Origin of the sequence: Cellvibrio fontiphilus (genome assembly GCF_042646205.1) — a bacterium.
GTDB lineage: Bacteria > Pseudomonadota > Gammaproteobacteria > Pseudomonadales > Cellvibrionaceae > Cellvibrio > Cellvibrio fontiphilus_A.
Genome location: NZ_JBHRTF010000002.1, coordinates 478928 through 492816, shown reverse-complemented (window position 1 = coordinate 492816; position 13889 = coordinate 478928). Strand labels below are relative to the sequence as shown.

Genomic DNA, 13889 nt, shown 5'->3' with positions numbered 1-13889 from the left:
AGAGTTACAGCGAGTCCAGAACATTCATGCAGTTTTATTGTTATTTTTTCCTGCTCAGGGACAACATCTACAGCGGAGCGCAGGCTAATGCTGCACTTCAGAAACGCCGGAGCGGGAGGCTGAATCTACGCCTGCGCCGACCGCTTGGCAATATGCGGTTGCAAAACAGGGCGACAGAAATTAACAACTGAAATGGAAACACGCGAGAAGTGTTACAAACCGCACAGGGCGCGCGGTTTGTAACCGGGAAAGCGATTAACCGGCGCGCTGCCGACGTGAACCAGCCGCCAGCGCTAACAGGCCGATTAACAAGGCCAGGGGAATACTGCCGCCACCGCCACCACTTTTGCCACCACTACTGCCGCCACCGGGGTTGGCCGGTGCGGGTTTATCGATGCTGGTGAGGGTGGCGCTTTCTAACTGACCTGAGCCATCGCCAATGCTGCCCAAACCTTTGAGGTAGATAACACGATAGCTGTAACTGTAGCCACTCGGGCCGATTTGCGAGTCGCTGAATTCCAGGGTCACTGAGTCGTATTCCCTACCCTTCCAACTGTGTTTACCGGTTTCAATCAATTGGACGCTGCGGTTAAAGCGCGGCTCATCAACCTGGCTGGAATCTGCTTTCAACTCAACTCTGATACTGGCACTGCTGGCGAGTGTTTCGCCTAGCTTCAGGGATTTTGGCATTATTACCCAGTTGTTGTAGTGGTAACGATACTCAAAAGAGCCGCCATAAGTAGCGGACTTCAAGTAGATACCGTCTGTACGGCGCTCCATGTAAGAGGTGTAGCCGTTGCTATTGATCATCACAAATTCATTTGCTGTCGCTGATTTGCGCACTTGGGTGGTAGAGATAACGCCTTCAATATCTCTAAAACTGTAGTCCAGGTCGCCCAGCAGGTAGTAATCAAACAGGTCAATGGCCGGGAAGCTAGTTGCCTGGTTGGGGTTGTGACCTGAGTTAATTTCCATGAGGTTATTTACCCCATCGCTATCCTGATCCAGCGTGGCGTCATTTCTGTCGCGGTCGCTTAAAAAGCTGTATTTGGCTTCGTCTGTGCCTTTGATTCCGTCGCCATCAACATCCTCATCGCAGACATCGCCCTTGCCATCCCAATCCAGATTGGCTTGATCCGCATTGGCGATCAGCGGGCAGTTATCCCAGATATCGTAACGGCCGTCACCATCGCTATCTGCCGGGCGGTCGTCGGTTGGGTCGCACACATCGCCAATGGAGTCGGTGTCTATATCGGCCTGGTCGGGGTTAGCTGCATTGGGGCAGTTATCGCGCACATCGCCATAGCCGTCGCCATCGGTGTCCAGGTTGTAAGGGTCCTTATCGCATTCATCGCCTATGCCATCCTTGTCGTTGTCGGTCTGCCACCAGTTGTACAGGGCGGGACAGTTATCGACACTGTTGGCATAACCGTCACCGTCATCATCTTTATCAAAGATCAGGTTATCGATGCTGAAGCTGACTTGACCCTCGTTGCCCCAGAGGTAACTGGCACTCACGCGGAAGCTGATGGTGTGCACACCTGGCGTTAATTCCAGGTTCATGGCGCTCCATTCGCTCTGGCCATAGCTGTCGTAGCGCACATTGCCATCCACCAGCACTTCAAACCTGTAGACGTAGTAGTTGTTACCGTTAAATTTGAATTTCAGCGACAGTTGGCCGGCGTCGAAGAGGCTGGTGAAGGACACTTCGCTGGATTGGCTGGCGTTGCTAAAGGGGGTGGACTGCAACATGTAGCCATTGCCCCCAACACCACCGGATTGCACTGTCCAGGGCAACTTACCGGCGGCATTGTAAAAACCGCTCGGCCAGCCCTGTTCAAAATTCTGGCTGTAGAAGCTCAGCGCCGTGGGCACAGAGCCAGCACTTTTGGGGTCAGAGTTGAGGAGATTTTCCACCCGGTTGGAGAAGCCGTCGCCATCCAGATCGCCATCGGCATCGCTGGCGTTGCGCGTATTGAGCCCAAGCGAAACTTCGACGCTATCAGAGAGACCATCGTTATCGTCGTCATCATCACAGGCATCGCCCAGACCATCGTCGTCATAGTCGGCTTGATCGGCGTTTGCCGCATTTACGCAGTTATCCTGCAGGTCGTTTTTACCATCGCTATCGCTGTCGGGCAGGTTGTTGATGTCGTAATCCGCAAACGCCGGGCCGGTTGTGGTTTGTTTAACAATGACCAAGCGATTGTTGAGGTTAAACAGACGTGCGCTGGTGGCGTCAGTCAGGGGGAAGTTGGAATCCAGAGAAAAGTTAGCACCCCAAAATTGCAGGTTATTCTGGCTGCTGATGGTAATCAGGCGGCTGCCGATCCACACGCCGCTGTTGATCGAGTTGGATAACGCATTGAGCAGTGTGCCGGTGTAGGCGCTGAGAATCTGGCCGGCGCCATTGAGCAGGTATTCCCCGTCGTTACTGACAATCAATGGGTAGCGGGTATTGATAGTGCTGCCATGGTAGGGTGAGTCGCCATCGCCACCCAGCAAACCGGTGTTGGTATCCAGCTCGCGCCATACCAGATCGTTGGGCGAGGTGTCGTCGCGGTGTAAATACACACGTTTGGTCACCGGGTTCCAGACATATTGCTGGCCTATGTAGGCCCAGTCCTTGGAGTCCAGCAGGTTGCCGTTGGCGCCAAAGCTGTAGTGGGTCGCCCAGGCACCGGAAGCATCGGTGGCAAAAAGGTAATTGTCGGCAGCGAGCAGGCCCCTGGGGGTGATGGGCAAACTGGTGAAGTGCGTTTCCTGGGGGCTGGCGTCTGCGCTGCTGATGTAGGTGATTTTGCCATCGGCATAGGCCAGATACAGGCGCTGGTGGGCAGTTGAATAGGTGGCCCAGGTCGGCGCCGAGAGCAATGGCCAGCTAGTCAGGTATTTTTGTTGGCTGCGCGACCAGCGAAACACGCTCAGGCTTTCGCGGTCGACCAGATACACCAGATCCTGATCATCACTTACTACTATGTCCGGCGTATAGGCCAAACCGGTTGGGTCCACAGGTTCGCCCGGTTCGGGCAAGTCAAAGCCGGAAATGTCCACCGAACTTGCGGTTACGCCACTGGTGCTAAGGGTAAAGGTAAAAACCCGGTCGCCATGGGCTGCAATCAGGTCAGGTTTGGCGCTCAGGTCAATAACGCCCTGCTCTATGTTGCTGGCGTTGAACAGTGTCAGGCGGGTATTGCGCAACACAATCGGGTTATCGCCGCTGAAGGTCATATCATCCAGCGAGCCAGCCAGGCTGCCGGCGTAGGTCAGGTCAGCCGCGAAGTACACAATCCCGGCATTGTCATAGACTTTGGATTGGGATTGGTTGAGGAACAAACGGCTGGCATTGGGGTAATCGCCATGGTAAGGGCTGTCGGTGGCGTTGGTAATCTGGCCATCGCTGGCAATGGTGAATTTGTTGATATCCGAGGGCGATATACCTTCAGAACGGGAGTAAATCGCCTGGTTAATGGCAGAGCCCAGTTGCGCCCGGCCGGAGGAATACCAGGTTGACCAGCTTTGCAGCAACGCAAAGCCCTGCTTGCTGAGGACACTGATATCGCCGCTGGTTTCCGTGACATAGAGATAATCACCCAGGGGCACTACGCGGATGATATCGGTACTGGTATTGCGCACAAACTCGCTGCTGTTATTGGTCAGATTGAGCGCGCGCAGCTCGCGGTGATAGGCGATATAAGCGGTATTGCCCTCAATCGCAAAGGCAGTGGGAATTTTGCTGAGGGTGATATCCGCAGCCTGGCTCTGCTGCGCCATGTCGTACACGGCGATTTTATTGGGCGCGGAAAACAGGAAGTAGGCTTTGTCGCCCACCACTTGGGTGTCCACATGTAATGCATGGGCCAAGTTGCCGGCGAGTAAAAAGATCGAACAAAAGAGGAGTTTTACCGACCCGGTAATTCCCTTTAATAGCGAGTGCATAGAATGCTCCATCACAAAAAAGATCTGGTGTTGTTAGGAAGGACAAACAGAGGGAAATCGGCTGGGCGGGATTTTGTTTAACTGACAGCAGCAAACCGAATTCACGCGCCAGTCTAGCCGTAAAGGCAGCCCCGCTCAATTGCTGGGCGGGGCTTGGAGTAAAAAAGACTACAAAATAATCAGCGCGTCGCCCAGGCGCGATCGCCCGGTTTGTAGGCGAGTGCGCCGTCGTAGCGGCCGGGGATGGGCATGTGGCGCAGGACTTGTGTCGCGCCTACTTCGGAGGTGAAGAAACCGAACAGGGTGAGCTGTTTGATCATGGTGAAATAGTGCGTTTCTCCCTTGGCAACGGCGGCGCGGGCGTCTTTGTCCAGTTGGCTGACAAAAGCGTTGCGCTCCTCCGGTTGCAGGGCCATAAAGCCGCGACCGTAGGTTTTGTTGCTCTGCGCTTCCAGTTCGAGCAAGCCTTTGTGGAAGATGGCGCGTTCATCCAGGGTGTAGCAGTCAGTCACATACACAGTCATAAACTGGCCGACTTTGGCATCTTTGGCGCCCGGGGTAGTGGTGCGCGGCAAAATGGTTTCGGCCACTTCATCCAGCAGGGCGATGTTCTCGTTAGAGAATTTGGCCGGTGCGGCGGTAGCGCAGCCGGTGAGCAGCCCGGTGCCGCCAATCATGGCGGTGCCGGTGGCGGCGGTAATCAGGGCAAGTAGTTCGCGGCGGTTCATCTCAGGTTCCCCTTTTTCAATTCTTTCACGGCGTGATCGGCAGCGCGCGCGGTCATGGCCATATAGGTGAGCGACGGGTTCACGCAGGAGGCGGAGGTCATGGCGGCACCGTCGGTGACAAACACGTTGGGCGCGTCCCACACCTGATTGAAGCCGTTGAGCACCGAGGTTTTGGGGTCGCGGCCCATGCGCGCGGTGCCCATTTCATGGATGCCCATGCCCGGTGCATAACCCCAATCGCTGCCTTTTACATTTTTCAGGCCGGCGGCTTCGAGCATGTCCACCGCGTCTTGCAGCATGTCTTTGCGCATCGCCAGTTCATTGCTGCGCAGCTCTACGTCCATCGCCAGCACTGGCAGGCCCCACTTGTCCTTCACTTTAGGGTCAAGGTAGATGCGGTTGTCGTGGTGCGGCAGGATTTCACCAAAGGCAGTCATGCCGATGGTCCAATTGCCGGGTTCGGCCAGCGCGGTTTTCAAATCCGCACCTATGCCCAATTCGGCAACGTTGCGATCCCAACCTTCGCGACTGGCAGAGCCCTGGTAGCCAAAGCCGCGCAGGTAGTCGCGTTTTTCATCGCCCAGGTTGCGGAAGCGCGGGATGTAAAAACCCGCCGGGCGACGGCCGTAGTAGTACTTGTCCTCAAAGCCTTCCACTACGCCGCTGGCACCCACGCGGAAGTGGTGATCCATAACGTTGTGGCCCAGCTCGCCGCTGCTGCTGCCCAAACCGCCAGGCCAGATGTCGGTGGCGGAGTTCATCAGGATCCAGGTGGAGTTAAAGCTGGAGGCGTTGAGGAAAATCACATTGGCGGTGAATTCGTAGGTTTGGTTGGTTTCGGCATCGATCACCTCTACCCCACGGGCGCGTTTTTTGTCCTTGTCGTAGAGCACCTGGCTCACGATGGAGAAGGGGCGCAGGGTGAGGTTGCCGGTTTTCATCGCCGCCGGCAGGGTGGATGACTGGGTACTGAAATAGGCGCCAAAGGGGCAGCCGAGCCAGCATTTGTTGCGATATTGGCAATTCACCCGGCCCTGCTCCGGCTTGGGCTGGGTGATGTTGGCGGTGCGGCTGTTGATCATGACTCGCTTGCCGCCGTAGGCTTTTTTGATGCGCGCGGCGACGTCTTTTTCCACAATGTTCAGTTCAACCGGTGGCAGGAACTGGCCATCGGGCAATTGCTCCAGCCCTTCTTTGGTGCCGGAGATACCGGCATAGCGCTCGACATAGTCGTACCAGGGCGCCATGTCTTCATAGCGGATCGGCCAATCTACTGCCACGCCTTCACGCAGGTTGGCTTCAAAATCCTGCTTGCTGTAACGGTAGCTTTGGCGGCCCCACAGCAGTGAGCGGCCGCCCACGTGATAGCCGCGATACCAGTCGTAGCGCTTTTTCTCGACGTAGGGGTTGTCCTGCTCGTTGGCCCACATGCCCTGGGTTTCTTCATTGAGCACAAAGTCGCGCTGCAGTACCGGGTGTTTTTCCTTCATTTCCTGGGTCGGGCGGCCGCGGTGCTCGTAGTCCCAGGGTTCTTTGGTGGCATTGACGTAGTCTTTGATGTGTTCGATGTTGCGCCCGCGTTCGAGCAGTAGCACCTTCAAGCCTTTTTCAGTGAGTTCTTTGGCGGCCCAACCGCCGCTGATGCCGGAACCAACCACAATGGCATCAAAATGTTGTGTAGACATAAATGTACCTCTTATCGGGAATTAGACGTCTGTGCCGTTTAGGTGAAGGCAATCAGACGTCGCAGATGCGAATGGCGGCTTGCAGGGATTCAACTTTCTCCGCTGTAGTCGCGCGGTTGGGCATAAATTCCTGTGCCACGTAACCCTTAAAGCCGGTGGCCTGAATAGCGCGCACTATGGCTGGGTAGTAGAGTTCCTGGGTATCGTCGATTTCGTTGCGGCCGGGCACACCGGCGGTGTGGTAATGACCAAAGTATTGATGATGATTCTGGATTGTGCGAATGATGTCGCCTTCGCTGATCTGCATATGGTAGATGTCATAGAGCAGCTTGAAGTTGGGCGAGTCCAGGCGCTTGCAGAGTTCTATGCCCCAGGCGGAGTTATCGGCAAAGTAATCCGGGTGATTCACCTTGCTGTTAAACAGCTCCATTTGCAGGACTACGCCGCGTTTTTCCGCTTGCGCAAGAATCTTTTTCAAGCCGATGGTGGCCTGCTTTAGCCCCTCTTCCGGGTCTTTGCCGCGTTTGTTGCCGCTAAAACAAATCAGGTTGGTGTAGCCGGCATCGGCCACCAGATCGATATGCTCGCGGTAGCGTTCAATCAGCGGTTGGTGGAACTGGCTATCGCCCCAGCCGTCCTCCAGGTTCAGCTCGGCGCCATTGCACATGGAGGAATCCACGCCGTGCTGTTTGAGGATATGCCACTCTTTGGGGCCCACCAGGTCGATGGCGCTAAAACCCAGGCGTTTGACGATCAGACAGAGTTCTTCCAGTGTCAGGAAATCAAAGGTCCAGCGGGCGACTGAATGGCGGATATTGCCTTTCAGGGCTGCCGTTGGGCCAGCGCTCCCGGCTGCGGTGGTCGATGGGGTGGTTGATTGGTTGTTGGCTTGGGGTTGCGCCGCTAATGCGGCAAGGCTGGATAGCCCCAATGCACTAGCAACGGCGCCGCGCAACAAGTCGCGGCGGTCTAGCAGTTGGCTCATGGTGGTTGACCCTGGTTTGTTGTTATTAACTATTGCCACGGCTGCTCTCCACAGCCGTGGCTAGAGGTTAGCCCGAGGTCGGGGGCTTAGCCATGAGGTCAACGGAACTTTACAACTTCTTAACACCCACAGCGGCACAGGTCTTAACCGCCGCTGCCGCGCTTACAAGGGGCTGGCCAGTGTTAGCGGAAAGTCAGCCGCCGCCACGGGTTTGCCAAAATAATAGCCTTGGTAGTGCACACAGCCCTGGGCTTCCAGCCAGTCGCGCTGGTCTTTGGTCTCTACGCCCTCGGCGATAACCCGCAGCTCCATACTCTGCGCGAGGCGAATAATCATGCGCGCAATGGCCGCATCATTACTGTCGGTCAAGACATCGTTGACAAAGGATTTATCGATTTTCAGCTCGCTGATAGGCAGCTGTTTAAGGTAGGACAGGGAGGAATAGCCGGTGCCAAAGTCATCCAGCGAGAATTTAATGCCGTGGTTTTTCAGCTCATCCATTTTGGCGATGATGTCCTGCTGGTTGTGCACCAGCATGCTCTCGGTCAGTTCCAGTTTGAGCAGGCGCGGGTTGGCGCTGCTGTGCTCCAGTGCCGCCAGCAGTTGCATCACAAATTGCGGCTGCTGGAATTGGCGCGCACTGACATTGATGGAGATGACCAGTGCGGCAGTGGCCGGGTTGCTGCTCCAGCGCACCAGCTGGCGACAGGCTTCTTCCACAATCCAGTTGCCCAGCGGCAGGATCAGCCCCGACTCTTCGGCGATGGGGATAAAGTCCGCCGGCGATACCATGCCGCGCTGGGGGTGGAACCAGCGGATCAGCGCTTCAGCGCCCACAATCGCGCCGCTGCTATCCACCTGGGGTTGGTAAAACAGACTGAATTGCTGCAATTGCAGGGCTTCACGGATTTCGTGTTGCAGGGCAAACCGCTGGGCGGTGTGTTCCTGCATTTCCGGGTCAAAAAAGCGCAGGGTATTTCGCCCGGCCGCCTTGGCGTGGTACATGGCCTGATCCGCTTGTTTAAGCAGCTCGTCTATATCCGCCACCCGGTCGCCAAACAGTGATATGCCAATGCTGGGGGTGCTGAAATAATCCTGCCCTTCCAGCACATAGGCCTGGTTCAGGCTCTCCAGAATCGTTTCGGCAATCTGCTGGGCGACGGCAGCGGCCTGATCGTGGTGGTTATCCAAGTCCTCCAGCACCACCAGAAATTCATCGCCACCCAGGCGCGCCACTGTGTCCTGCGCGCGCACCGCCATGCGCAGGCGATTGGCCACGGCTACCAGCAGCAGGTCGCCAATATGGTGGCCGCGGTTGTCGTTCAGGGTTTTAAAGTCATCCAGGTCGATAAATAGCAAAGCACCCAATTTGCCCTTGCGCTCACTTGCGGCTATGGCGTGCTCCAACCGGTCCTGCAGCAGGCGGCGGTTGGGCAGTTGGGTGAGCGGGTCAAAAAATGCGAGGTTGTTAATGCGCGCCTCGTTTTCCTTGCGCTCGGTGATGTCGGTAAGAGTGGAAACATAGTGAGTAATCTCACCGGCAGTATTTTTTACTGCGGTGATGGTCAGCCACTCGGGAAATATCTCGCCGCTGCGGCGCCGGTTCCATATTTCACCCTTCCAGCTGCCCTCATGCTTGATGGTGTTCCAGATATCGGCGTAAAACTCCGGTTCATGGTGGCCCGAGTTCAATATCCGCGGGTTATTGCCAATCACTTCTTCGGGGCTGTAGCCGGTAATTTCGCAGAAAGCTTTATTCACTTTGAGGATGGTGCCGCTTGGGTCGGTAATCATCATGCCCTCGCGCGCTTCAAAGGCGGTGGCGGCAATACGCAACTCCTCTTCCGCTTGGCGGCGCTCGGTAATGTCGCGGCTGATCATCACAAAATGGACTTGTGAATCCAGTGACACGGGTTTGCGCGCCGCCGAGAGTTCAAATTCGTGGCGCCCATCGGCCAGCTCAAGGTGGTAATACTTGCCGGTCGCAAACCCCTGCTGCTCTGCCTCCGCCATGGCTGCGTAGATAAGGTCACTGACCCTTTCTGGCACTACTTCATTAACCTTTCTGCCCAAAAAGGCGGAAGGTTCCAGCAGTAACAGTTCGGGGCGATGGGTGTGGAAATTGTAAATAGTCCCGTCAGTGCTGATTTCAAACAGCAAATCGGGGATGGCATCCAGGGTGGCCTGTAGCTGCGCGCGCGCATCGATCAGCTCGCGGGTCTGCTCCTCCACCGCCGTTTGCAGGCTGAGTTTGCGCCGCTGAAGTTTGATAAATAAAAACGTCTGGTAACCCAGCAACCCGCTCAACACCAGCGCCAGCATCAACATACTGGCCAGGCGCCAACCATTTACCCACCCCTGAATTGGCGCCAGGCTCAGGGTCCACTCACCATTGGGCACGTCAAAGGATCTATGCACCGGGTCGCGCAGGTACTCGGGCGCATTTACATCAATCACCTCCTCCTGCTGATTCAGGGGGTTGATGCGCCAGAGTTTGTAGGCCATCTGCTGGGTTTTAAGCTGGTTGATATTGGCGGTTTCCAGCAGCCGGTTGATGCGGATAATCACATTGCCAAATCCCCAAAAGCGCGCTTGGCCCTGGTCTTCCACCATAATTGGCAGGCGCGCCACCACCCCTGTACCGCCCTGTACCAGATTGACCGGCCCGGTCAAGGTCATGCGCCCGGTATCGCGCGCGCGAATTGCCTCCTTATTTTGGATGGAATCGGCGAGCTGGTTAAAACCCACCGACTTCTCATTGCTCTCCAGCGGGTATACCTGGGAGATGATGCCATTGGGTGAAAGGCTAATGTGGGACACGCTGTCATAGTAGGGCAGCATGTCGCGCGCTACCGCCGCAAACGCATCGGTTTGACCCTGGCTTAAACGCACCAGAGTGGCCATGGAGTAATTCAGGGTTAAGGCTTGGCGCAGGCTGTCGCGCAGCAAAAAGGCGTGGTTTTGGGCGATGTTTTCAATATCGGCGCGCTGGTTATGGCGGTAGTTGCGCTCCAGTGTCCAAACCACCATCAGCGACAGCGCCAGGCACAGCAAAAACACTAGCAATGCCAGGCTGCGCGGGCGGCGATAAAGCAGAGGAAAAGCATCAGACATAGGAAACCCGAGGATAAACGCCAAGATCCCCGACACTATAGCACTCGTACCCGGATCTGTTGGCGGCGGCTGGAACCTATCGCCACTAGTGATGGCGACGGATAAAACTCCAGCCGCCGGTCAGGCTCAACCAAAACAGGGTAATACCGCCGATCAACACCACCAGCTTATAGCCGCCGTGCATGCCGTAGCCCGAGTGCAGGGGGTAGTTCTGGTTGATGAGGCGCTGCGGCCAGTCCACCTCGTCTGCCCTGGCACTGAGGGTCAGGCTGCCATCGGGCAGGTCGATTTTTACCGAAGTGCGCCCGTTAGGGTGCCATTCCCCCGGCAGGCGATAACGCACCGTGACTGCCGCAACGCCCGGCGCTGGCAGGCGAATATAGGTGGGCCAGCCGTCCGGCACCTGTTGTTGCGCGAAGGCTAACCACTCGCCGGCGCTGGCACTGGCGGCAGAGGCCATAGCCCGTGGCAGCTGGGTGGGCGGCGGCGGTGTGAGCAGCGGTTGGGTGAGTTTTTGCCACAGCATAATGCTGCCGGTGAGCAGAATGACCAGCAGGATTGGCAGCATCAGGGCGCCGCTGTGGCGGTGGTAATGCATGAGGTAAGACCGGTTGAATTGCCGCGGCAATACCCAGCGCCAGCGGAAACTGCGTTTGGTCGCCCACCAGATCACCAGCCCGCTCAGCGCCAAAAATAGACCCAGCAGCCCGCTGACTAGCAATATCGCCTCACCCACCACCCCGGCAAAGAGTTCGGTATGCAGCTCCCGGATGAACGAGAGCGCCTGCAACAACCAGAGGTTCTGTTGGTGGGGCTGGAGCGAATCCCAGGCGAGTAATTGCACCTGGCGATCCGCATCGCGGGTGAGTGTCCAGTAAGGCTCCTCACTATTGGGCGCCTTGATCAGGTAACCGCTGCTGTCGCCCTGGATTCGCCCGGCTATCACCTCCAGTTGCGGTGCCATTTGCGCTACACCGTAAGTGGCCGGCAGGGTGATGCCGGGGGTGATGATGGCGCGGATCAAGGCCTGTTTGTAGGTCAGCAGGCAGCCGCTGAGCGCCGCCAGCAGCAGGAACACCAGCGCCAGCAGACCCAGCCAGCGATGCCAGCGCAGCAGCAACCGGTCGCGCGCTTTGTGCCGGCGACGGCCCGCTGCTACTGACGTAGAACTGCCCATAGCGAAGGCTTAAAACCGAACCTGGTAGCCCAGGCTCAGGCTGCGGCCTATGCCGGTAAAGTTGCGGATATTGTTGGGGCTGCTCTGCGAGTAGTAGGTGAAGTAGTACTCATCGGTAAGGTTTTGCAGCGCCAGGCTGATCTGCCCGTTAAACGCGGCAATAGTCGCGCTCGCATCCACCGTGGTGTAACCCTCAAACTCATTGATAACGGCGCCGCTGCTGTTTTCCACTTCGCGATCGATCAGGTGGTTGACCTGCAAGCGTGTATCAACACTGCTCGACCAGGTGCGATCCCAGCTCAGGTTGACCCGGTCGGGGGAGATGTTGGTGCCGCCCAGATCGGAATCTACCCGGCCGTCTTTGTTGGAGTCGTAGCGGCCGGTGGCCTCGGCATAGCGCAGGCTGAACAGATCCACATCGGTAGCGGCCCAAGCGGTGCTCAGCTCAATACCGTCGATGGCGGTTTTTTCGCGCTCAACGCTGTAAATGCCATCCGCATCGCGCTGCAGCCGCTCACCAAATGCCGAGTTCGAGCGGTAGTAGCTCAGTTGGGCGGTGATATCGCCGGTTTTGAATTCCAGACCAAACTCAGTGCTTTCGGTCAGTACCGGCTTTAAATCCAAAAAGGTTTCCACACTCAGGTTGGGCTGGTTGATACCGCGCAATACCCGGCCCACATCGGGCATGGAAAACGCCTCGGCGTAGTTGGCAAAGGCGCGCCAGGCACTGGTGATTTGATAGGTGCCGCCGTAGTTGTACAGGGTCTCGGAAAACTCTGGCGAACCACCTTCCACAAAACGGCTGCCGTAGGAGGCCAGGGTGGTGAAATCATCCACTTCCAGTGCGGACTTTTCATAGCGCACCCCACTGCTCAGGGTGAGTTTGTCGATGCCGGTAAACTCGGCCTGCAGGTAGGGCGCATAGTTTTGGTATTTGCTCGGCGGCACCCAGGCGCGCCCGGTCTGGATCAATTCCTGCCAGGTTTCGTCCTGCAGCAGGTCCAGGCCGTAGACCAGGTTCAGCGGCAGGCTGGCGATGCGATCCTTTACCAGGGTCACTTTGGCGCCGCGTTTTTCCGAGTTGTTTTGCGATTGGTCGATCAGGTTGGGGCCGTAGGCCGGGTCCTGGAAGGTCGCCAGAGGCACAGCTTCGGCGCCGTAGGTGGCGGCAAAATCCTGGCTAAACCCCTGCACCCGCAGCTTTTGCCCAAGGAAGTCGTCATTGGTGTAATTCAGGCTAACGGCGGTCACCTTGTTGCTGGCGCCCTCGCCGGTAATCTCGCCTTTTACCGCGCTGCTGGGAATGCCGGTCGCCACATTGCCGGGCACCGACACCCAGCGGTTTTTGTTTTCTATTTCATAGCGGTTGACCATCAACTCAATGCGCTGGTCGTCCCAGTCGTAGCCGGTTTTGACAAAACCATTGACCGACTCAGAGTCCATGGTGTCGCCCTGGGTATTGTCGGCCCCTACCACCTGCCCCTTGCCGTCGTAAGCCATGCCCATATCGCGCAGGCTGATGCTGGCAATCACATCGGCATTGCCCACCCGGTTGGACAGGCTGTAACTCAGGCCATAATCCGCACTTTCCTGCAGATCTTCGGTTTGGAAACCGGTATTGAGGCGGATGCTCTGCTCCAGCTTATTGGCCGGTTTTTTGGTGATCAGGTTGATAATGCCGCCCGCCGCACCCACCCCGTGGATCGCGTTGGCGCCGTGTAATACCTCAACCCGCTCAATCACATTCGGGTCGATGGTATTGCCCTCGCGGCCCCCATCGCGCAGCGGGTTGGATTGCGGTACACCGTCGATCATATACAGCGGTTTGCGCCCGCGCAGGGTTTCCCCGGCGTTGGTCATCTTTTGGCGACTGGGGGAAAAACCGGGAATCAGGTTGCCCAATACCGTGGATAAATCATCCTGAATCGATAACTGCTGTTGCAGCTCCGCCGCGTTAATCACCGTGACAGTATTGGGAATGGTACTCAGTGGCCGCTCGGTGCGGCTGGCACTCACAATCACTTCTTCCACGGCATCATCGGCCATGGTCAGCTGGGGTAAAAGGCTAGTGGAGGCGATAAACAAACTGGCGGGCACGATAAAACGGGGCATAGCGATTCCTGATAACCAAAGTGGCAAGCGTTATTAGGAATTCTAGCAATAATGAGAATCGCTATCAATGGCGTATCTTTCAACCTTTAGCGAATCAACGCAGCTTGGGTCAACACATGGCAGAACAGCTCAAACCCTGCCCCCGGCAA

7 protein-coding genes are annotated in these 13889 nt (G+C 56.8%); all 7 read right to left on the bottom strand.

Going from position 1 to position 13889, the window contains the following annotated elements; all coding sequences use genetic code 11:
* Positions 1-255: 255 nt before the first annotated feature.
* The 7 genes from ACFODX_RS03950 to ACFODX_RS03920 all read right to left on the bottom strand — a co-directional run bounded on the left by ACFODX_RS03950 (position 256) and on the right by ACFODX_RS03920 (position 13740).
* Positions 256-3939 carry a thrombospondin type 3 repeat-containing protein gene (locus ACFODX_RS03950; protein WP_378116270.1) on the bottom strand — a complete coding sequence of 1228 codons (3684 nt, stop codon included), beginning with the start codon at positions 3937-3939 and terminating at the stop codon, positions 256-258.
* 179 nt (positions 3940-4118) lie between these two features.
* Complete coding sequence (locus ACFODX_RS03945; protein ID WP_378116269.1) at positions 4119-4667, bottom strand: gluconate 2-dehydrogenase subunit 3 family protein; 549 nt, start codon at positions 4665-4667, stop codon at positions 4119-4121.
* Positions 4664-6352 (bottom strand): GMC oxidoreductase, encoded by a 1689-nt coding sequence (locus tag ACFODX_RS03940; protein WP_378116267.1) that lies wholly within the window; start codon positions 6350-6352, stop codon positions 4664-4666. Before ACFODX_RS03940 ends, ACFODX_RS03945 begins: the two co-directional genes overlap by 4 nt.
* A gap of 52 nt (positions 6353-6404) precedes the next feature.
* Positions 6405-7337, bottom strand: a complete 933-nt coding sequence (locus tag ACFODX_RS03935) for a hydroxypyruvate isomerase family protein (RefSeq protein ID WP_378116265.1) — start codon at positions 7335-7337, stop codon at positions 6405-6407.
* Positions 7338-7499: 162 nt separating this feature from the next.
* Positions 7500-10451 carry a bifunctional diguanylate cyclase/phosphodiesterase gene (locus ACFODX_RS03930; protein WP_378116263.1) on the bottom strand — a complete coding sequence of 984 codons (2952 nt, stop codon included), beginning with the start codon at positions 10449-10451 and terminating at the stop codon, positions 7500-7502.
* 85 nt (positions 10452-10536) lie between these two features.
* Positions 10537-11628: a PepSY-associated TM helix domain-containing protein gene (locus ACFODX_RS03925; protein ID WP_378116261.1), complete on the bottom strand. Its 1092-nt coding sequence runs from the start codon at positions 11626-11628 to the stop codon at positions 10537-10539.
* A gap of 9 nt (positions 11629-11637) precedes the next feature.
* Positions 11638-13740, bottom strand: coding sequence for a TonB-dependent receptor (locus ACFODX_RS03920; RefSeq protein ID WP_378116259.1), 2103 nt, complete (start codon positions 13738-13740; stop codon positions 11638-11640).
* Positions 13741-13889 lie beyond the last annotated feature (149 nt).